The 19431-nt window shown below is 67.5% G+C and carries 18 protein-coding genes; 9 read left to right on the forward strand and 9 right to left on the reverse strand.

Features of this window, described 5'->3' with window-relative positions; genetic code table 11:
- Positions 1 to 7 precede the first annotated feature (7 nt).
- From murJ to trxA, 6 genes are all read left to right on the forward strand, one after another.
- Entirely contained in the window at positions 8 to 2158 is a 2151-nt protein-coding gene (murJ, locus tag ACQPWZ_RS18130) for a murein biosynthesis integral membrane protein MurJ (RefSeq protein ID WP_433571863.1), read from the forward strand.
- 120 nt (positions 2159 to 2278) lie between these two features.
- Positions 2279 to 3997, forward strand: a complete 1719-nt coding sequence (locus ACQPWZ_RS18135; RefSeq protein ID WP_433571864.1) for a protein kinase family protein — start codon at positions 2279 to 2281, stop codon at positions 3995 to 3997.
- 191 nt (positions 3998 to 4188) lie between these two features.
- The gene (sigM, locus tag ACQPWZ_RS18140; RefSeq protein ID WP_433571865.1) at positions 4189 to 4905 is read left to right on the forward strand and encodes an RNA polymerase sigma factor SigM; all 717 of its coding nucleotides are present in this window, start codon (positions 4189 to 4191) and stop codon (positions 4903 to 4905) included.
- The gene (locus tag ACQPWZ_RS18145) at positions 4902 to 5807 is read left to right on the forward strand and encodes an anti-sigma factor family protein (protein ID WP_433571866.1); all 906 of its coding nucleotides are present in this window, start codon (positions 4902 to 4904) and stop codon (positions 5805 to 5807) included. Before sigM ends, ACQPWZ_RS18145 begins: the two co-directional genes overlap by 4 nt.
- A gap of 125 nt (positions 5808 to 5932) precedes the next feature.
- On the forward strand, positions 5933 to 6907 hold the full coding sequence (trxB, locus tag ACQPWZ_RS18150) for a thioredoxin-disulfide reductase (RefSeq protein ID WP_340474128.1): 975 nt from the start codon (positions 5933 to 5935) through the stop codon (positions 6905 to 6907).
- A 45-nt stretch (positions 6908 to 6952) separates the two neighbouring features.
- Positions 6953 to 7285: a thioredoxin gene (trxA, locus tag ACQPWZ_RS18155; protein ID WP_313945318.1), complete on the forward strand. Its 333-nt coding sequence runs from the start codon at positions 6953 to 6955 to the stop codon at positions 7283 to 7285.
- 76 nt (positions 7286 to 7361) lie between these two features.
- Here trxA and ACQPWZ_RS18160 read toward each other — a convergent pair whose 3' ends face one another.
- From ACQPWZ_RS18160 to rpmH, 9 genes are all read right to left on the reverse strand, one after another.
- Complete coding sequence (locus tag ACQPWZ_RS18160) at positions 7362 to 7979, reverse strand: GNAT family N-acetyltransferase (protein WP_313945317.1); 618 nt, start codon at positions 7977 to 7979, stop codon at positions 7362 to 7364.
- A gap of 307 nt (positions 7980 to 8286) precedes the next feature.
- A complete protein-coding gene (locus ACQPWZ_RS18165) occupies positions 8287 to 9384 on the reverse strand; it encodes a ParB/RepB/Spo0J family partition protein (protein ID WP_433571867.1) in 1098 nt (365 codons plus the stop codon).
- Positions 9381 to 10457, reverse strand: coding sequence for a ParA family protein (locus ACQPWZ_RS18170; protein ID WP_313945315.1), 1077 nt, complete (start codon positions 10455 to 10457; stop codon positions 9381 to 9383). Before ACQPWZ_RS18170 ends, ACQPWZ_RS18165 begins: the two co-directional genes overlap by 4 nt.
- 293 nt (positions 10458 to 10750) lie before the next feature.
- Entirely contained in the window at positions 10751 to 11491 is a 741-nt protein-coding gene (gene rsmG / locus ACQPWZ_RS18175; protein ID WP_433571868.1) for a 16S rRNA (guanine(527)-N(7))-methyltransferase RsmG, read from the reverse strand.
- A gap of 90 nt (positions 11492 to 11581) precedes the next feature.
- A complete protein-coding gene (locus ACQPWZ_RS18180) occupies positions 11582 to 12094 on the reverse strand; it encodes a protein jag (RefSeq protein WP_313945313.1) in 513 nt (170 codons plus the stop codon).
- An 18-nt stretch (positions 12095 to 12112) separates the two neighbouring features.
- Positions 12113 to 13375 carry a membrane protein insertase YidC gene (gene yidC / locus ACQPWZ_RS18185; RefSeq protein WP_433571869.1) on the reverse strand — a complete coding sequence of 421 codons (1263 nt, stop codon included), beginning with the start codon at positions 13373 to 13375 and terminating at the stop codon, positions 12113 to 12115.
- A gap of 3 nt (positions 13376 to 13378) precedes the next feature.
- Complete coding sequence (gene yidD, locus ACQPWZ_RS18190) at positions 13379 to 13738, reverse strand: membrane protein insertion efficiency factor YidD (protein WP_340474132.1); 360 nt, start codon at positions 13736 to 13738, stop codon at positions 13379 to 13381.
- Positions 13735 to 14106 carry a ribonuclease P protein component gene (rnpA, locus tag ACQPWZ_RS18195; protein ID WP_313945310.1) on the reverse strand — a complete coding sequence of 124 codons (372 nt, stop codon included), beginning with the start codon at positions 14104 to 14106 and terminating at the stop codon, positions 13735 to 13737. Before rnpA ends, yidD begins: the two co-directional genes overlap by 4 nt.
- An 18-nt stretch (positions 14107 to 14124) precedes the next feature.
- Positions 14125 to 14262, reverse strand: a complete 138-nt coding sequence (rpmH, locus tag ACQPWZ_RS18200; protein WP_010985740.1) for a 50S ribosomal protein L34 — start codon at positions 14260 to 14262, stop codon at positions 14125 to 14127.
- A 359-nt stretch (positions 14263 to 14621) separates the two neighbouring features.
- Between rpmH and dnaA the strand changes: the two genes are divergently transcribed.
- The 3 genes from dnaA to gnd all read left to right on the forward strand — a co-directional run bounded on the left by dnaA (position 14622) and on the right by gnd (position 19407).
- Complete coding sequence (gene dnaA / locus ACQPWZ_RS18205) at positions 14622 to 16430, forward strand: chromosomal replication initiator protein DnaA (RefSeq protein WP_340474134.1); 1809 nt, start codon at positions 14622 to 14624, stop codon at positions 16428 to 16430.
- A gap of 840 nt (positions 16431 to 17270) precedes the next feature.
- Positions 17271 to 18401 (forward strand): DNA polymerase III subunit beta, encoded by a 1131-nt coding sequence (dnaN, locus tag ACQPWZ_RS18210; RefSeq protein WP_313945308.1) that lies wholly within the window; start codon positions 17271 to 17273, stop codon positions 18399 to 18401.
- A 127-nt stretch (positions 18402 to 18528) separates the two neighbouring features.
- Positions 18529 to 19407, forward strand: a complete 879-nt coding sequence (gene gnd / locus ACQPWZ_RS18215) for a phosphogluconate dehydrogenase (NAD(+)-dependent, decarboxylating) (protein WP_405571162.1) — start codon at positions 18529 to 18531, stop codon at positions 19405 to 19407.
- The last annotated feature ends 24 nt before the right edge of the window (positions 19408 to 19431 follow it).

Raw genomic sequence — 19431 nt, forward strand, 5'->3', positions numbered from 1 at the left:
GGTAGCAATGAACGCGCCGTACGACGGTGACCGCGGTCAGGGCGCGGGCGTGGACCCGGCAGGCCAGGTCCCGCCGCCACCCGCGCCCGACCCCTATGCGCAGGATCCGTACGTCCAGGAGGCGTACGACCGCGACCCCTACCGGGAGCAGGATCTGTCCGCCCAGGACCCCGTGTCCGAGGCGCTGTACGACCGTGCCTCCCACCCCCCGCCGCCTCCCGGCACCTACCAGGACCCGCAGCCGCTGTACCAGCAGCCGCAGGCGCCGCAGCACGCTCCCGACCCCCGCGTCTGGGCGCAGACCCCTCCGCCCGAGCCCGGCGGGGCGTCCCGCCTTCTGCCCTACGGCGACGACGTCAGGACGACCCAGTACACGGGTGTCGACGACCTGGTGACCCACGCAGGCGAGGAGGTAGAGGAGAACGACGCGTTCGCGCACCTCTTCCGAGACCAGGAGAGCTCCGGGCAGACCGCTCCGGCCCCTGAACCGCTGCCGGCAGCGCCCGCACCCGCGAAGGCCGGCGGCCGGGCCAGCAGCTTGCTGAAGTCCAGCGCCGTGATGGCCGCGGGCACGATCGTCTCGCGGCTCACGGGCTTTCTGCGGACCCTGGTGATGGCCGCGGCGATCGGCGTCGGCACGCTGAACGACTCCTACCAGGTCGCCAACGTCCTGCCGACGATGATCTACGTCCTGGTCGGCGGCGGCGCCCTCAACGCCGTGTTCATCCCCCAGCTCGTCCGGGCCATGAAGAACGACGACGACGGGGGCGAGGCGTACGCCAACCGCCTCCTCACGCTCGTGGTCGTCCTGCTGGCGGGTGTCACCGCTGTCTGTGTCCTGGCGGCCCCGCTGCTGGTCCGCATGATGTCGGCGGAGATCGCCTCCGACCCGCAGCGGATGGAGGTCACGGTCACCTTCGCCCGCTACTGCCTGCCGACGATGTTCTTCATGGGCCTGCATGTGGTGCTCGGGCAGATCCTGAACGCCCGCGGTCGCTTCGGCGCGATGATGTGGACCCCGGTCCTGAACAACATCGTCATCATCGTCACCTTCGGCGCCTTCATCTGGGCGTTCGGCAGCTTCACCGAGTCCGGTGTCAGCGGCTCCACCATCACCCCCGAAGGCGTCCGTCTGCTGGGCCTCGGCACCCTGCTGGGGCTCACCGTCCAGGCGCTCGCGATGATCCCGTACCTGCGGGACGCGGGCTTCAAGATGCGGCTGCGCTTCGACTGGCGCGGCCACGGGCTGGGCAAGGCGGTGGGGCTCGCCAAGTGGACGTTCTTCTTCGTCCTCGCCAACCAGCTGGGCATGATCGTGGTCACTCAGCTGGCCACCTGGGCCGGCTCGATCGCCGAAGAGGACAACTACACCGGCACCGGCATCACCGCCTACAACTACGCGCTGCTGCTCTGGCAGATGCCGCAGGCCATCATCACCGTGTCCGTGATGACCGCGGTCCTGCCCCGGATCTCCCGCTCCGCCCACGACGGCGACCCCGCCGCGGTGCGCGACGACATCTCGTACGGACTGCGCACTTCTGCCGTCGCGATCGTTCCCTGCGCCTTCGCCTTCGTCGCCCTGGGTGTACCGATGGCGACGCTGCTCTACGCCGGATCCGGCTCGGAGGGCGCTCTCGGCATCGGCTACACGCTGATGGCGTTCGGTCTGGGCCTCATCCCGTACTCGGTGCAGTACGTCGTGCTCCGAGGTTTCTACGCCTACGAGGACACCCGGACCCCGTTCTACAACACGGTCATCGTCGCGCTCGTCAACGCTGCCGCCTCCGGGATCGCGTTCGTGGTTCTGCCCGCCCGCTGGGCGGTCGTCGGTATGGCCGCGTCCTACGGTCTCGCGTACATGGTCGGTGTGGGCATCGCCTGGCGGCGGCTCAAGAAGCGGCTCGGCGATCTGGACGGCACCCGCGTCATGCGTACCTATGCCCGTCTCTGCATGGCTTCCGTGCCTGCCGCGGCCGCAGCGGGCGCTACCGCCTACGGCATCATCCAGGTCCTGGGCATCAGTGCCGGAGGCTCTCTGATCGCGCTGGTGGCCGGTGGTGTGGTGCTGCTGGGCGTCTTCTTCCTGGCCGCGAAGCGCATGCGCATCGAGGAGCTCAATTCCATGGTCGGCATGGTGCGCGGACGCCTCGGCCGCTAGTCGGACAGCGGGATCGCACAACCATCGTCAGCCGCCGCGTGTCGTGCATAGCGGCGGACTGTGGGCACAATTGGCATGGCTGTTGGTTATGCGCAACGGAATGGGGAGGCAGGAACGACGGTGGCGGAACGTAGCACGGCCGCCGTCGACGTGGCTGACAACAGCGGAGACGATCCGCTGTCCGCGCAGGCGGGGAAGGCCACGAACGACGGGGCGGCTGAAACCGAGGACACGGCGAAGAAGTCCGCGCCGGACACAGGCAGCGACGGACAGGGCACCGAGCCCACCATCGCCACACCTGAGCTGCACAGTGGCCACAAGCTCGCCAGACGCTATCGGCTCGAGGAGTGCGTCACCCGTCTGGACGGTTTCAGCAGCTGGCGTGCGGTCGACGAGAAGTTGCGCCGCGCCGTCGGGGTCCACCTGCTGCCCGCGGACCATCCCCGGGCGCGTTCCGTCCTCGCAGCAGCCCGTTCCTCGGCGCTGCTCGGTGATCCCCGCTTCGTGCAGGTCCTGGACGCGGTCGAGGAGAACGACCTCGTCTACGTCGTTCATGAGTGGATTCCGGACGCGACAGAGCTCACTGCGCTGCTCGCCATGGGGCCCATGGAACCGCATGACGCCTATCAGCTCGTCGACCAGCTCTCCCAGGCCATGGCCGCTGCGCATCGCGAGGGCCTCGCCCATCTGAAACTGACCCCCGGCGCGGTCCTGCGCAGCTCAACCGGGCAGTACCGCATCCGCGGCCTCGCGGTGAACGCCGCCCTGCGAGGGATCACCGCGGAGCGCCCGCAGCGCACCGACACCGAAGCGATCGGCGCCCTGCTCTACGCCGCCCTGACACAGCGCTGGCCGTACGAGAGCGACGCCTACGGACTCTCCGGACTGCCCAAGGGCGTCGGCCTGGTCGCGCCCGACCAGGTGAGGGCGGGTGTGCACCGTGGACTCTCGGAGCTCGCCATGCGCGCTCTGGTCAATGACGGCGCCACGGCTTCCCGCCAGGAGCCGCCGTGCACGACGCCCGACGAGCTCGCGAAGGCCGTCGCCTCGATGCCCCGCATCCGCCCGCCGGAGCCGTCGTTCACCGCGTCCCCCGACTATCAGCAGACGACGTACCAGCAGGGCTCCTACGGCCGTCCGGCCCATCACGGCGGGTCGGCTGCCCCGCAGCCGGTGCCCGTCCCGCCGGCGCCGCTCGAAAGCCGCACGGGCCGGGTCCTCAAGTGGGGCGTGGCCGCCCTGCTGATCGCTGCACTGGGACTCGGCAGCTGGCAGATCGCGGACAAGCTGATCGACAAGGACAAGGGCTCGGGCAGCACCCAGACCAACCCCGGCGAGGGTGGCGACGACAAGGTGAAGGCGCCCGACAAGGCGCTGGAGATCCAGGACGCGTCGGAGTTCGTGCCCAACGGGTCCGGCGGCATACAGGAGGCGGACGCACCCAACGCCGTCGACGGCAAGCCCGACACCGCGTGGATCACTCCGCGATACGACGGCGCCGCCAACTTCGGCAATCTCCCGTTCCGCCGCCAGGGCAGCGGGATCATCGTCGACCTGGGCAAGGTGCAGGACGTCGCCGGCATCGAGGTCGTCATGTACCGCAGTGGCCAGAAGGTCGAGGTCCTCGCCGCCGGCGAGGACGCCTCCGACCCCACGTCGCTCGAGGACTTCTCCGAACGTCTCACCGCTCTCGAGACGGCGGGTAAGGACGTGAAGGCCACGCTCGACAAGCCGACAAGTACTCGCTATGTGCTGGTCCGCGTCACCGAACTGGCTCCGGACAGCTCCCCGTCCTCCTTCCGGGGCGGCATCTCGGAGATCACGCTCCTCGGACGCTGACCGAACCGATCATGGGGCCGGCCGCGCCGGCCGACCGTGGCGTGACGAGCGATGTAGGAGGCGGGCCGGTACCCCTGGGGATCGGCCCGGCTCTATGCTCTTCATCTCTATGACCTTCGCGACACGAATCGTGATAGACAGTCCGAGCCACGACCGAGCGTGACCACAGGCAGGGTGGTACCGGACAGAGGGTGGAGGCCGTGACGACTGGGGCGTCCAACTCACTCAGTGACTCGGAGCTGCTGGCCCGCCATGTCGGGGGCGACCCCGAGGCCTTTGGTGAGCTCGTACGCCGGCATCGTGACCGGCTCTGGGCGGTGGCGCTTCGCACCCTGGGAGACCGGGAGGAAGCCGCGGACGCTGTTCAGGACGCTCTCGTGTCCGCCTTCCGGGCAGCGCACACCTTCCGCGGCCAGTCCGCCGTCACCACATGGCTCCACCGCATCACGGTGAATGCCTGCCTCGACCGGGCCCGCAAGGCTGCTTCCCGCAAGACGTCGCCCGTCGACGACACAGAGCGCCTGGAACAGCTCCTTGAGCCCCATGAGTCCGCGGAAGCGCCCGCAGAACGTCAGGATCTGCACCGTGAGCTCCTGGCCGCGCTCGCGAAGCTTCCTGTCGATCAGCGAGCTGCTCTGGTACTGGTCGATATGCAGGGCTACCCGGTCGCGGAAGCCGCCCGAGTCCTCGATGTGCCGACCGGCACCGTGAAAAGCCGATGCGCTCGGGGGAGAGCACGACTGCTGCCCATGCTCACCCATCTGCGCCCAGATGCCGGGGATAGCGACGAGTCCAACGAGGGAAGGAACCGGACGCCAGGGAAATCCGTCCCACCGGCGTCGGGACTTAGGGATGCAGGGATGACGACCGACCCTGCTGCTGCGAAGGGCGGAGGTGGGCGCGCATGACATCCACGGCCGACATGACTCAGCACCCGGACGTCTCGGAGATTTCCGATCTCACGGAAGGCCTGCTGTCACCGTCTCGCAGTGCCGATCTGCGACAGCACCTGGACAGCTGTGAGCTGTGTGCCGATGTGCACGCCTCTCTGGAAGAAATCCGCGAAACGCTCGGGACGCTCCCTGGTCCCGTACGGATGCCCGCTAATATCGCGGGCCGCATCGATGCGGCGCTGGCCGCCGAGGCGCTTCTGGACTCCACAGCGCCGGAAGAGCACGAGCATGTTTCACGTGAAACAACGACCGCAGCCCGCTCGCAGGGAGCCCGCCCGAGCGAGCGCCCGGCGGGGCACTCCCGTGGCACCACCGGTCCCGGGCGCACCCGGCAGGGACGACGCCGCCGCACCGCTGTGCTCGGCGCCATCGTCAGCGTCGCCGCTGTCGGCGTGAGTGTCCTGCTTCTGCAGACGATGTCGCCGGGAGGCGCCGGCGACGCCGGGGCATCCAAGGAGACCAGCGTCAGCTCTGCTGCCGGCGACAGCCGGGACTTCGCAGCCATGAACCTCGAGCGCCAGGTCCAGAACCTGGTGGCCGCCGCGCCCACCCTCAATGACACAAAGATCGACAAGAGTGAGTCTTTCGGCTCTGCCGACAGCGCACCGCCGCCCGGCACTCGGAAGGGCAGTGCGGCACCCGTTCCCTCCTGTGTTCAGAAGGGCACAGGGCGGACCGACGCGCCGATCGCCGTCGAGCAAGGCGTGTACAAGGGGGACAACGCCTACCTCGTGGTGCTCCCTCATGTCTCCGACACCCAGCAGGTTCAGGCCTACGTCATTGACTCGGCGTGCGTGGACATCGCTCCCGCTTCTACGGGAAAACTCCTACTGACGAGCACGTACCCTCGCCACTGACGCGCCCCACCGTGCCGTGCGGCCATCCTGGGAATGCCAGCCCCTTAGGATCCGTTGGGTGGGGTGAGAGTCATTGACCCGGCCCAGTAGGCAGTAGGCAGTCCGCAGAGACGAGGAAAAAAGCCGTGAGCGACGTCCGCAACGTGATCATCATTGGCTCTGGGCCGGCCGGTTACACGGCAGCCCTGTACACCGCCCGCGCATCGCTGCAGCCGCTGGTGTTCGAGGGTGCCGTCACCGCCGGTGGTGCGCTGATGAACACGACCGATGTGGAGAACTTCCCCGGCTTCCGCGACGGCATCATGGGCCCGGACCTGATGGACAACATGCGCGCTCAGGCCGAGCGGTTCGGCGCCGAGCTGGTCCCGGACGACATCGTCAACGTCGACCTCACGGGCGACATCAAGACCGTCACCGACACCGCCGGAACTGTCCACCGTGCGAAGGCCGTCATCGTCACGACCGGCTCGCAGCACCGCAAGCTCGGTCTGCCGAACGAGGACGCGCTGTCCGGTCGTGGCGTCTCCTGGTGTGCGACCTGTGACGGGTTCTTCTTCAAGGGCCAGGACATCGCCGTGATCGGCGGCGGCGACACCGCCATGGAGGAGGCGACCTTCCTCTCCCGGTTCGCCAAGTCCGTCACCATCGTCCACCGCCGTGACACGCTGCGTGCCTCCAAGGCCATGCAGGACCGCGCCTTCGCCGACCCCAAGATCTCCTTCGCCTGGGACAGCGAGATTGCGCAGATCCACGGAGACCAGAAGCTCTCCGGTCTGACCCTGCGCAACACCAAGTCGGGCGAGACCTCCGAGCTTGCGGTGACCGGACTGTTCATCGCCGTGGGCCACGACCCCCGGACGGAGCTCTTCAAGGGCCAGCTCGACCTGGACGACGAGGGCTACCTGAAGGTCACCGCTCCGTCGACGCGGACCAACCTCACGGGTGTGTTCGGCGCCGGCGACGTCGTTGACCACACCTACCGCCAGGCCATCACCGCTGCCGGCACCGGCTGTTCGGCCGCTCTCGACGCCGAGCGCTACCTCGCGGCACTCGCCGACAGCGAGCAGGTCTCCGAGCCGGAGAAGACCCCCGCGGTCTGACCCTGAACCATCTCCCCTCCACCCCGCAGAAGTAAGGAGGTCGCCGTGGCCGGCGCCCTGAAGAACGTTACCGACGACTCCTTCGAAGAGGACGTCCTCAAGAGCGACAAGCCCGTACTCGTGGACTTCTGGGCCGCGTGGTGCGGACCGTGCCGCCAGATCGCGCCGTCCCTCGAAGCGATCGCCGCCGAGCACGGTGACAAGATCGAGGTCGTCAAGCTCAACATCGACGAGAACCCGGCCACGGCGGCCAAGTACGGCGTCATGTCCATCCCGACGCTGAACGTGTACCAGAACGGTGAGGTCGCCAAGACCATCGTCGGCGCCAAGCCGAAGGCCGCGATCGTTCGCGACCTGGAGAACTTCATCGCCGAGTAGTACGGCGTCGATGTTTCACGTGAAACACCAATGGGCTCATCCCTCACCGGGATGAGCCCATTGTCGTGGGACGCGATCACAGGGGACGCAACGCCGGCTCCTTCTGGACCGCACCGAGGAGACGGTCGAGTGCGAGCTCCACGTCTTCCTTCCACGACAGCGTGGTCCTCAGCTCCAGCCTCAGCCTTGGGTTGGTCGGATGCGGTCGCACTGTCTTGAAGCCCACGGCGAGCAGATGGTCCGCCGGCAGCACGCAGGCGGGCTCCTTCCACCGCGCGTCGCCGAACGCCTCGATGGCACGGAAGCCCCGCCTCAGCAGATCCTTGGCCACCGTCTGCACGATGACCCTGCCAAGACCCTGGCCCTGATAGCCCGGATTGATCCAGGCCGTCATCAGCTGTACGGCATCGGCCGAGACCGGACTCGTGGGGAACGCGGTGGAGCGGGGCACATACGCGGGCGGTGCGTAGAGGACGAACCCCACCGGCACGTCATCGACGTAGACCACGCGGCCGCACGACCCCCATTCGAGCAGCACCGCCGAGATCCAGGCTTCCTTCTCCAGCTCCGGCGTGCCCGCCTTTACTGCCGCTTCTCCGCTGACCGGATCAAGTTCCCAGAAGACGCACGCTCGGCATCGCTTGGGTAGGTCCGAAAGGTTGTCCAGCGTGAGGGGTACGAGCCGACGCCCCATGAAGGCTGTTCCTCGCTTCCTTCTCCGGCCGCGCTACGAGCGGCCGCCAGCGCGCTCCGTTCATGGAGCAGGCTGCTGATGAAGCCTCCTACTGCTCCCAGGCTCAAGCCTGCGGTGACCAGTTGGCTACGGCTAACCGTTCGCACGGTCCCTCGCCCTCCTCTGAGGTGGATCAAGGTGGATGCGCCTATACCAGAACGCATCGTATCCACCTGTTCCTGACATCGGTACCGCCAGATGGCAAAGGGCGGGCCGTGTCCGGTCAAACACCCGGACACGGCCCGCCCTTCAGGGGACCGAGGAAGCCTCAGACCTCTTCGTCCTGCTCCGAATCCTCGGTGAGACCCTTCTCCAGGACCCGTCCCTCGCCCGGGGCGAGGGTGCCGAGGATGCGCTCCAGATCGTCTATCGAAGCGAACTCGACGACGATCTTTCCCTTCTTCTGACCCAGGTCGACTTTCACGCGGGTCTCGAAGCGGTCCGAGAGCCGGGAAGCCAGGTCGGTGAGCGCCGGCGAGAGCCGGGTCCCCGCTCGCGGGCTCTTCGGCTTGGCCGCACTCTTCGGGTTCGAGTTGATCAGCGTCACGATCTCCTCGACCGCGCGCACCGACAGTCCCTCGGCGACGATGCGATGGGCGAGGCGGTCCTGCTCGTCGGAGTCATCCACCGATAGCAGCGCCCGTGCATGACCGGCCGAAAGAACGCCGGCAGCGACCCTGCGCTGAACGGGAGGCGACAGCCGCAGCAGACGCAGCGTGTTCGACACCTGCGGACGTGACCGGCCGATCCGGTCTGCCAGCTGGTCGTGCGTGCAGTTGAAGTCCTTGAGCAGCTGGTCGTAGGCCGCAGCCTCCTCCAGCGGATTCAGCTGTGCACGGTGCAGGTTCTCCAGGAGCGCGTCCAGCAGAAGCTTCTCGTCGTCCGTGTGCCGGACGATCGCGGGGATCCGCTCCAGACCGGCCTCACGGCAGGCCCGCCAGCGGCGCTCGCCCATGATGAGCTCGTACCGCTCGGTTCCCAGCTGACGCACGACCACCGGTTGGAGAAGCCCGACCTCCTTGATGGAGGTGACGAGCTCCGCCAGGGCGTCCTCGTCGAAGACCTCACGAGGCTGACGCGGGTTGGGCGTGATCGCGTCGAGAGGCAGTTCGGCGAAGTGCGCGCTGAGCGACTCCTCGGGCTCCGCCGCAGCTTCCGGCTCCGCTACGGGCATCGTCGCGTCGGGTGCGACGGCGGCCGACGGCAGCGTGGCCACCTTGGCGGCAGCCACACCCCGCTCCGCGGTCAGTACCGGACCTGCCCCCGGAGAGTTCGATGCCCCGCTGGGCGGCACCTGCTTCTCCTGGGGAGCGGCAGGGATCAGCGCACCGAGCCCACGCCCCAATCCTCTACGTCGCTCACTCACTGGATGCCCTCCGAGATGTTCTGCTGGCTGTTCTGACCGCCCAGCTGGGCGTGCTGCGGGTCGTACTGGACACCGACACCGCGGAGTGCGATCTCACGAGCTGCTTCCAGATACGACAGGGAACCACTGGAACCCGGATCGTAGGTCAGCACCGTCTGGCCGTAACTCGGGGCCTCTGAGATACGCACCGAGCGGGGGATGCTCGTCCGCAGCACCTCCTCACCGAAGTGACTACGGACCTCGTCCGCCACCTGGGAGGCAAGTCGGGTTCGGCCGTCGTACATGGTGAGGAGAATCGTCGACACATGCAGCGCGGGGTTCAGATGCCCGCGTACAAGGTCCACGTTTCTCAGCAACTGCCCCAGGCCCTCCAGTGCGTAGTACTCGCACTGGATGGGGATGAGCACCTCCGCACCGGCCACCAGCGCATTGACGGTCAGCAGACCGAGCGAGGGCGGGCAGTCGATGAGGATGTAGTCCAGTGGCTGCTCATAGGCCTGGATGGCCCGCTGCAGTCGGCTCTCCCGCGCCACCAGCGACACCAACTCGATCTCCGCACCGGCGAGATCGATGGTGGCTGGGGCGCAGAAGAGGCCTTCGACGTCCGGGACGGGCTGGACCACCTCGGAGAGCGGCTTGCTCTCCACCAGGACGTCATAGATGGAGGGGACTTCGGCGTGGTGGTCGATCCCCAGCGCCGTGGAGGCGTTGCCCTGTGGATCCAGGTCGACCACCAGAACACGCGCGCCGTGCAGCGCGAGCGAGGCAGCAAGGTTGACCGTGGTGGTGGTCTTCCCTACGCCGCCCTTCTGGTTGGCGACAACCATGACGCGTGTCTGGTCAGGTCGGGGCAGACCTTCACCGGCACGCCCCAGCGCCTCCACGGCCAGCTGGGCAGCTCGACCGATGGGGGTGTCGTCCATGGGGGGCGGTGTTTCACGTGAAACATCGTCCCCCGGCGACTCGGTACGGGGACCGGGGACCGGATCGGTCATCGGTCCCGCGATGTTGGCGTCGGACCGCAAGGATTCACTCTCCTCGACTTCAGACTCGCGATGAACAGAGCCTGCCATGCTTTCGGGGTCGTGAACCAGCGAGGCCCGTGGTTCTGTGGAGGAATCCACCTCTGTGGACATCTCCCTAGCCCTTACGAGGGGCGCACGGTTCCGAATCGGGGCGGCTGCTCGGCCGCGGCTAATGATTCCCTGCAGCAGTGAGCGACGTTTCACGTGAAACACGATGCACGCGCCGCAGGACTACATCCGCACGACACTCCGAAATGCGTACGTATGGAAGCTTGTATGGAGCATCGCTCATAGACAGTACGGACCGGCCGGAAGGGAACAGCTGGATCACGGCACGGAGATCAGCGCCGTCGCCGAGTGCGGCTAGTACGGGCGGCCTTCGCCCGCTTGGCCGCGAAACGCACTCCGCCAGGGCTCTCGCCGACCTCCACCCGCACCACGGTGGAGAGCGGATTGACATGGCCCTCGCCGACATGCAGCACCGAGGTCTCCACGACACCGAGCTTGCTCAGCGCCGCCCGTGCTCCCTGGAGCTCTTCCTCGGCGGTGTCGCCCTTGAGCGCCAGCATCTCCCCGTAGGGACGCAGCAGAGGGACTCCCCAGCCGGCCAGCCGGTCGAGGGGAGCCACGGCGCGAGCCGTGACCACATGGACGGGAGGCAGCGAGCCCAGGACCTCCTCGGCCCGCCCCCGTACCACGGTCACATGGTCGAGCCCCAGCAGCTCGACCACTTCCTGGAGAAAGTTCGTCCTGCGCAGCAGAGGTTCCAGGAGCGTGATCTTCAGATCCGGGCGCACCAGGGCGAGCGGGATACCCGGGAGTCCTGCCCCGGAGCCGACATCGCAGACCGTGACGTTCCGCGGGACCACCTCGGAGAGGACAGCGCAGTTCAGCAGGTGCCGCTCCCACAGCCGCGGCACCTCGCGCGGACCGATCAGGCCGCGCTTCACGCCGGCGTCCGCGAGCAGCTCCGCATAGCGCACGGCTTCCGGGAAGAAGTCGCCGAATACCGCCCTCGCTTCCTCAGGAGCCTGAGGAGCCTCTGCTGCCTCCGTCACGGGGACCGTCCTTCCGTACCGCATTGCCGCAATGTGGACCGTGGTGGCTGACTATCAGGCTGACAAAGATCGGCCCCGTCTGCGAAACAGACGGGGCCGAGGAAACGATGGTGGTCAGGCAGGGAGGACGACGACGAAGCGCTGCGGCTCCTCGCCCTCGGACTCGCTGCGCAGACCCGCGGCCGCGACCGCGTCGTGCACGACCTTGCGCTCGAAGGGTGTCATCGGGTCGAGCTTGACCGGCTCACCGGAGCTCTTCACCTCGTCGGCGGCCTTGGCACCGAGCTCGGCGAGCTCAGTGCGCTTCCTGGCCCGGAAGCCCGCGATGTCCAGCATCAGCCGGCTGCGGTCACCGGTCTCGCGGTGCACGGCGAGCCGGGTCAGCTCCTGGAGGGCTTCCAGGACCTCCCCGTCACGGCCGACGAGCTTCTGCAGATCCCGGCCGCTCGAGTCGCTGATGATCGAGACCGCAGCCCGGTCGGCCTCGACGTCCATGTCGATGTCGCCGTCAAGGTCGGCGATGTCGAGCAGACCCTCGAGGTAGTCGGCGGCGATCTCCCCTTCCTGCTCGAGGCGGGTCAGGGTGTCGCCACTGTCTACGGCAGCGGGGATGGTGCCTTCCGTCACGGATGGACTCCTTCTTGCTTACTTCTTGGACGACGGGTGCTTGGGCCGCTGCTGGCCTTTGCGCTGTCCGGACTTGGGCTGCTGGCGCGCGGACCCGGAGGGGGACTTGCCGGCCGAGTTCGGCTTGGCGTCCTCCGGAGCGTTCTTCTCCAGGGACGGCTTGGCCGGCGCGTCATCCACGCTCTTGGCCGTACCCGGCTGGGCGACGCCGGACGAGCGCTTCGCCTTGGTCTGCCGCTTGGGCTGCTGGCGCCGCTGGGCACCGGCGCCCTCTGCCTCGACCGCGGCTTCGTCGCTCTTGGTCACCGTGCCGTCCGCCTGGGCCGCGAAGCCCGCCTTGGCCAGACCGGTGATGAACTTGCGCTCGTTGTCGTTGCGGTCCGTGCCCTTGGCGACGATGGCCTGGATGACGGTCCGCTTGCGGCGCGACTTCACCTCGCCCGAAGCGGTGACGCTCTTCAGCACACGCTGCAGGTAGTGGTCCTGAGCCTTGCTGCCGGGGGTGGGGTTCTGGTTGATGACGAACATCTGCTGGCCCATGGTCCACACGTTGGTGGTCAGCCAGTAGACGAGAACACCGACGGGGAAGTTGATGCCCATCACGGCGAAGATGACCGGGAAGATGTACATCAGCATCTTCTGCTGCTGCATGTACGGGGTCTTCACCGTCAGGTCGACGTTCTTCAGCATCAGCTGGCGCTGCGTGTAGAACTGCGACGCCGACATCATCACGATCATGACCGCGGTGACGATCCGGACGTCCGTCAGGGTGGCGTCGAGCGCAGCGACCTTTTCGGGGCTGTCCATGAACTTCGCGGCGATCGGTGCACCGAAGATGTGGGCCTGCCGGGCACTGTCGACCAGGCTCTGGTTGAGAACGCCGATCGTGTCACCCGAGGCGATCTTGCTGAGCACGTGGTACAGCGCGAAGAAGAACGGCGACTGGGCCAGGATGGGAAGGCACGAGGAGAGCGGGTTCGTACCCGTCTCCTTGTACAGCTTCATCATCTCTTCGGACTGACGCTGCTTGTCGCTCTTGTAGCGCTCCTGGATCGCCTTCATCTTGGGCTGGAGCGCCTGCATGTTCCGCGTCGCCTTGATCTGCTTGACGAACAGCGGGATCAGGCAGATCCGGATGAGGATCACCAGCGACACGATCGACAGCCCCCAGGCCCAGCCCGTGTCCGGGCCGAAGATCGCCCCGTAGAGACTGTGGAACTGGACGATGACCCACGAAACTGGCGTGGTGATAAAGCTGAAGATACTGGCAATCGTGTCCACTAATCAGGCTCCTTGAGCATGGGGCGAGGTCTCTGCGGCCGGACTCGGAAGGTCGGTGACCGACTCCCGGGACGGCGCATCAGCGGCGGATTGCCCGCCCTTGCTGCCGCGCAACGCATCACGCAGCATCTCGTGCCACCGCGGACGCTTGCGTGGCGGCACATGGTCCACACCGCCCGGCGACCACGGATTGCACCGCAGGATGCGCCAGGCGGTCAGTGCTGTGCCCTTGATCGCACCGTGACGGTCGATGGCCGTGTATCCGTAGTGCGAACACGACGGGTAGTACCTGCAGACGGGCCCCAGCATGGGGCTGATCGTCCACTGATACAGCTTGATCAGGGCCAGCAGCGGGTACTTCATCGCGCGCCCCCTCCCAGCAACCGCTCGAGAGCGGCGTCCAGGTCTCGGGCCAGCTGTGCTTGGTCGGCGTCACCCGCGCCGGGCAGCGCCCGTACGACCACCAGGCTACCGGGGGGCAGCTCGGCGAGACGATCGCGCATCAGGTGCCGCAGTCGACGCTTGACCTTGTTGCGTACGACCGCTCCGCCCACTGCCTTGCTCACGACGAAACCCGCACACGTCGGGGGAGCTGTCTCCCCCGTCGCGTGCGGGTCCGTGGCACCGCTGCGTAGATGGACGACGAGGAGCGGGCGCCCGGCCCGGCGTCCTCGGCGTACCGCGGTCGCGAAGTCCTCGCGCCGCCTCAGCCGATTCTCGGTAGGCAGCACGTCATGACCTGTAAGTGATCAGGCGGACAGGCTCGCGCGACCCTTGCCACGGCGAGACGCGAGAATCGCGCGGCCGGCACGGGTACGCATGCGCAGACGGAAGCCGTGGGTCTTGGCACGACGACGGTTGTTCGGCTGGAAGGTGCGCTTGCTCACTCGGGGGCTCCAGTTAAAGATCGTGGATGGCGGGACATCGCCTGGCTGTCACCGTGCGCCCACGAGTAGCTCGCAATACGCCCGAGTGCACCGCTTCACGATCACAGACCGTGATCTTTGCCCATCGGAGGCAGGCGGCAGCAGCCATCGACAACTCGACCTGGTCACGGTACGCGCGGCTACGCCATCCGGTCAAACCGGCCCCGGGGCGGCCCACACTATGCACAGGCTGTGGACAACAACTTGAACCGCGCGGGTCGCCCTGACTACCTTGGCGGAACTCCTATTCCTTTCCTGCCTGTCTTCCTATCCCGTCCCGAGAACCACACATTCGTGGGACCTGCGAGAGAGCGTGCCTTGTGGCTGACGTACCTGCCGATCTTGCCGCAGTGTGGCCACGAGTGCTGGAGCAGCTCCTCGCAGAGGGCCAGCAGGGCATCGAGTCCAAGGACAAGCAGTGGATCGAGCGCTGCCAGCCTCTCGCGCTGGTCGCCGACACCGCACTGCTCGCCGTCCCCAATGAATGGGGCAAGCGTGTCCTCGAAGGCCGGCTCGCCCCACTGATCAGCGAGACCCTGAGCCGCGAGTGCGGGCGCCCCATCCGGATCGCGATCACCGTCGACGACTCCGCGGGGGAGCCCCCGCCGTCGCAGTTGTCCGCGCCGCAGCAGTCGCAGGCCCCCCTCTATCAGGGGCCGCATCACGACGAGCCCCAGGACGACCGCTACCGGGGATACGGTCACCGGCCCTCCGACGACGGCCTGCCGGAGATCCGTCCGGCCTATCCGGAGTACCAGCAGCAACGGCAGGAGCAGGAGTACCAGCAGCAGCGACAGGACTCCGACTATCAGCAGCAGCGGCCCGAGCCCGGAGCCTGGCCGCGTACTCAGGAGGACCTGTCCTGGCAGCAGCCGCGGCTCGGCGGCTTCCAGGACCGCGACCCGTACGCCACCACCAGACCCCACCAGCCGCAGCGCGACTACCGGTCGCCGCAGCCGCCGGAGCGTCAGCAGTACGAGCAGCAGCGGCCGGAGCGCCGTGAGATGGAGCCCCAGTCTCCGCACCGCGGTGTCTCCCAGGGCGCGCCCGGGCCACTGGGTGCACAGCCCTCGCCGGCGCCCGGCCCCGGCGAGCCGCATGCCCGGCTGAATCCGAAGTACCTCTTCGACACCTTCGTCATCGGAGCGTCGAACCGGTTCGCCCACGCGGCCGCCGTCGCGGTGGCCGAGGCCCCGGCGAAGGCATACAACCCGCTCTTCATCTACGGGGAGTCGGGTCTCGGCAAGACGCACCTGCTGCACGCCATCGGGCACTACGCGCGCAGCCTCTATCCGGGGACGCGGGTGCGGTACGTGAGCTCGGAGGAGTTCACCAACGAGTTCATCAACTCGATCCGCGACGGCAAGGGCGACACCTTCCGCAAGCGCTACCGCGATGTGGACATCCTGCTGGTCGACGACATCCAGTTCCTCGCGAGCAAGGAGTCGACGCAGGAGGAGTTCTTCCACACCTTCAACACGCTCCACAACGCGAACAAGCAGATCGTGCTCTCCTCGGACCGGCCGCCCAAGCAGCTGATGACGCTGGAGGACCGGCTGCGGAACCGTTTCGAGTGGGGTCTGACGACGGATGTGCAGCCCCCGGAGCTGGAGACGCGGATCGCGATCCTCCGGAAGAAGGCCGTCCAGGAGCAGCTCAACGCTCCGCCGGAGGTGCTGGAGTTCATCGCCTCCCGTATCTCGCGCAACATCCGCGAGCTGGAGGGTGCGCTGATCCGGGTGACAGCCTTCGCATCGCTGAACCGGCAGCCGGTGGACCTCGGGCTCACCGAGATCGTGCTGAAGGACCTGATCCCCGGCGGCGAGGACTCGGCGCCGGAGATCACCGCGAGCGCCATCATGGCCGCGACCGCCGACTACTTCGGTCTCACGGTGGAGGACCTCTGCGGCTCCTCCCGCAGCCGGGTGCTCGTCACGGCCCGGCAGATCGCCATGTACCTGTGCCGGGAGCTCACCGATCTGTCGCTGCCGAAGATCGGCGCGCAGTTCGGCGGCCGTGACCACACCACCGTGATGCACGCCGACCGGAAGATCCGTGCCCTGATGGCCGAGCGGCGCTCGATCTACAACCAGGTCACCGAGCTCACCAATCGCATCAAGAACGGCTGACAGGGCCGCTCGACACCCCCTTCGCAACGCCCCGGGACACCAGATCCCGGGGCGTTTTGCTGTGCTGCGCGCGGCCGCGGACCGGAGCGAGCGGCGCCGGCTGTTCGAATAGGCGACCGGGCGGAGGGGTTCTCCACAGATCTGGGGAAGATCTTCCGTCCACAGCCTGGGGACCGGGAAGTTGTCCAGATTGCGTCCACAGGTACGGTTGCTGAGACTTCATCACAGCAGGTCAGTGCCTTGTGGATTTGTGGCCAACCGTGCTCCACAGACTGTGGACACAGAAATCGTCCACAGGCCATGATCGACGTTGTCCACCGGCGACCCACAGGCTGCGCCGCGTTGCCCACAGCTTCTCCACACCGCTGTCCACTGTTCGGCAACGAAACACGCCCTCTCACCGTGTCGAGTGAAAGCCGTCACACCAAGGTGGCAGGTTGGCCTGTGGGGAACGTGGGTAAAGCTGGGGACAGCGCTGGGGAGAAGTCCCCTCCGGCTGTGCATCGGATGTGCAGAACTTTCCGGTGTCCACAGAAACCCCCGGTTGTCCACCGGTCCCGCCCACAGGCACGGTGGACAAAAAAGTGGGTCTGACCTGGGAAAACGACGTTATCCACGGTTTCCACAGGCCCTACTACTACTCCCACTTAGAGTTACCGGGAAATTCGCTTCGAAGAGGGCCCTGTGCACAACTCGAGCCAGGAGCCCGGCGCACCGGTCGCCACGACTTGACCCCGACCCGCACCGACTGTCGGTGCTGTGCGTCAGACTGGTCCCCGGCAACACAGCCGACGACGAAGGCCAGCAAGGGCGAGCCAGCAACAGCAGGAGGCGGTTCCGGTGAAGATCCGGGTTGAGCGCGATGTACTCGCGGAGGCGGTGGCCTGGGTGGCCCGGAGCCTCCCGGCCCGTCCGCCGGCGCCCGTACTTGCCGGCCTTCTGCTGAAGGCCGAGGACGGCGCCCTCAGCTTCTCGAGCTTCGACTACGAGGTCTCGGCCAAGGTCTCCGTGGAGGCGGAGGTCGACGAGGACGGCACCGTGCTCGTCTCCGGCCGCCTGCTCGCCGACATCTGCCGCGCCCTCCCCAACCGCCCGGTGGAGATTTCCACAGACGGTGTACGAGCGACCGTGGTCTGCGGCTCCTCGCGATTCACACTCCACACCCTGCCTGTGGAGGAGTACCCGGCGCTGCCGCAGATGCCGACCGCGACCGGCACCGTGCCCGGTGAGGTCTTCGCCTCCGCCGCCGCGCAGGTCGCCATCGCCGCCGGCCGCGACGACACCCTGCCTGTCCTCACCGGTGTGCGGATCGAGATCGAGGGCGACACCGTCACCCTGGCCTCCACCGACCGCTACCGCTTCGCGGTCCGCGAGTTCCTGTGGAAGCCGGAGAACCCGGACGCGTCCGCCGTCGCCCTGGTGCCCGCCAAGACGCTCCTGGACACCGCCAAGGCGCTCACCAGTGGCGACACGGTGACGCTCGCGCTCTCCAGCTCCGGCGCCGGAGAGGGCCTGATCGGTTTCGAGGGTGCCGGGCGGCGCACCACCACCCGCCTCCTCGAAGGCGATCTGCCGAAGTACCGGACGCTGTTCCCGACCGAGTTCAACTCCGTCGCGGTGATCGAGACCGCGCCGTTCGTCGAGGCTGTGAAGCGTGTGGCCCTGGTGGCCGAGCGCAACACTCCGGTCCGGCTCAGCTTCGAGCAGGGCGTGCTGATCCTGGAGGCCGGCTCCAGCGACGATGCACAGGCTGTGGAACGTGTGGACGCGCAGCTGGAGGGCGACGACATCTCGATCGCCTTCAACCCGACCTTCCTGCTCGACGGTCTGAGCGCGATCGACTCGCCGGTCGCCCAGCTGTCGTTCACCACGTCCACGAAGCCCGCGCTGCTGAGCGGCAGGCCGGCTGTGGACGCCGAGGCGGACGATGCGTACAAGTACCTGATCATGCCCGTACGGCTCTCCGGCTGAGCCCACAGGGCGCGGACACTTCCGGGGCCTGCTCACTCTCCGAGCAGGCCTGCCGGGCTGCTCCGACCCTCCGGGCGTAGGCTCGGAGCCGGGTACGAATCGGCATACAACGCTAAAGGAACTTCAGATGGAGCTCGGTCTCGTCGGCCTCGGCAAGATGGGCGGCAACATGCGCGAGCGCATCCGCCGCGCGGGCCACACCGTCCTCGGCTACGACCGCAACGCGGACCTCGCCGATGTCCACAGCCTGCAGGAGCTTGTGGAGAAGCTGAAGGGCCCGCGGGTCGTGTGGGTCATGGTCCCGGCGGGCGCCGCGACCCAGTCGACGATCGACGAGCTGGCCGCCCTGCTGTCCCCCGGAGATGTCGTCGTGGACGGCGGCAACTCGCGCTGGACCGACGACGAGAAGCACGCCGTCGAGCTGGGCCTCAAGGACATCGGCTTCGTCGACTGCGGTGTCTCCGGCGGCGTCTGGGGCCTGGACAACGGCTACGCGCTGATGTACGGCGGAACCGCGGAGAACGTGGCGAAGGTCCAGCCCATCTTCGACGCGCTCAAGCCCGAGGGCGATTTCGGCTCCGTCCACGCCGGCAAGGTCGGCGCCGGCCACTTCGCCAAGATGGTCCACAACGGCATCGAGTACGCCATGATGCAGGCCTACGCCGAGGGCTGGGAGCTGCTCGAGAAGGTCAACTCGGTCACCGATGTGCGTGAGGTCTTCCGCTCCTGGCAGGAAGGCACCGTCATCCGCTCGTGGCTGCTCGACCTGGCGGTCAACGCCCTCGACGAGGACGAGCACTTGGAGAAGCTGCGGGGTTATGCACAGGACAGCGGCGAGGGCCGGTGGACTGTGGAAGCCGCGATCGACAACGCCGTGCCGCTGCCCGCGATCACGGCGTCGCTGTTCGCCCGGTTCGCCTCCCGTCAGGACGACTCACCGCAGATGAAGATGATCGCCGCGCTGCGCAACCAGTTCGGCGGCCACGCGGTGGAGAACACCAAGTAAGTCCCAGCCGGGGGAGGTCGGCGC

It is taken from the genome of Streptomyces sp. CA-251247 (assembly GCF_050952975.1).
Lineage (GTDB): Bacteria > Actinomycetota > Actinomycetes > Streptomycetales > Streptomycetaceae > Streptomyces > Streptomyces achmelvichensis.

Bases quoted from the DNA above. Each gene is read 5' to 3' on its own strand.
- yidD (WP_340474132.1), bottom strand. From the start codon at position 13,738: ATGAAGTACCCGCTGCTGGCCCTGATCAAGCTGTATCAGTGGACGATC.
- ACQPWZ_RS18170 (WP_313945315.1), bottom strand. From the start codon at position 10,457: ATGGCAGGCTCTGTTCATCGCGAGTCTGAAGTCGAGGAGAGTGAATCC.
- rsmG (WP_433571868.1), bottom strand. From the start codon at position 11,491: ATGCGGTACGGAAGGACGGTCCCCGTGACGGAGGCAGCAGAGGCTCCT.
- ACQPWZ_RS18160 (WP_313945317.1), bottom strand. From the start codon at position 7,979: ATGGGGCGTCGGCTCGTACCCCTCACGCTGGACAACCTTTCGGACCTA.
- ACQPWZ_RS18145 (WP_433571866.1), top strand. From the start codon at position 4,902: ATGACATCCACGGCCGACATGACTCAGCACCCGGACGTCTCGGAGATT.
- murJ (WP_433571863.1), top strand. From the start codon at position 8: ATGAACGCGCCGTACGACGGTGACCGCGGTCAGGGCGCGGGCGTGGAC.
- gnd (WP_405571162.1), top strand. From the start codon at position 18,529: ATGGAGCTCGGTCTCGTCGGCCTCGGCAAGATGGGCGGCAACATGCGC.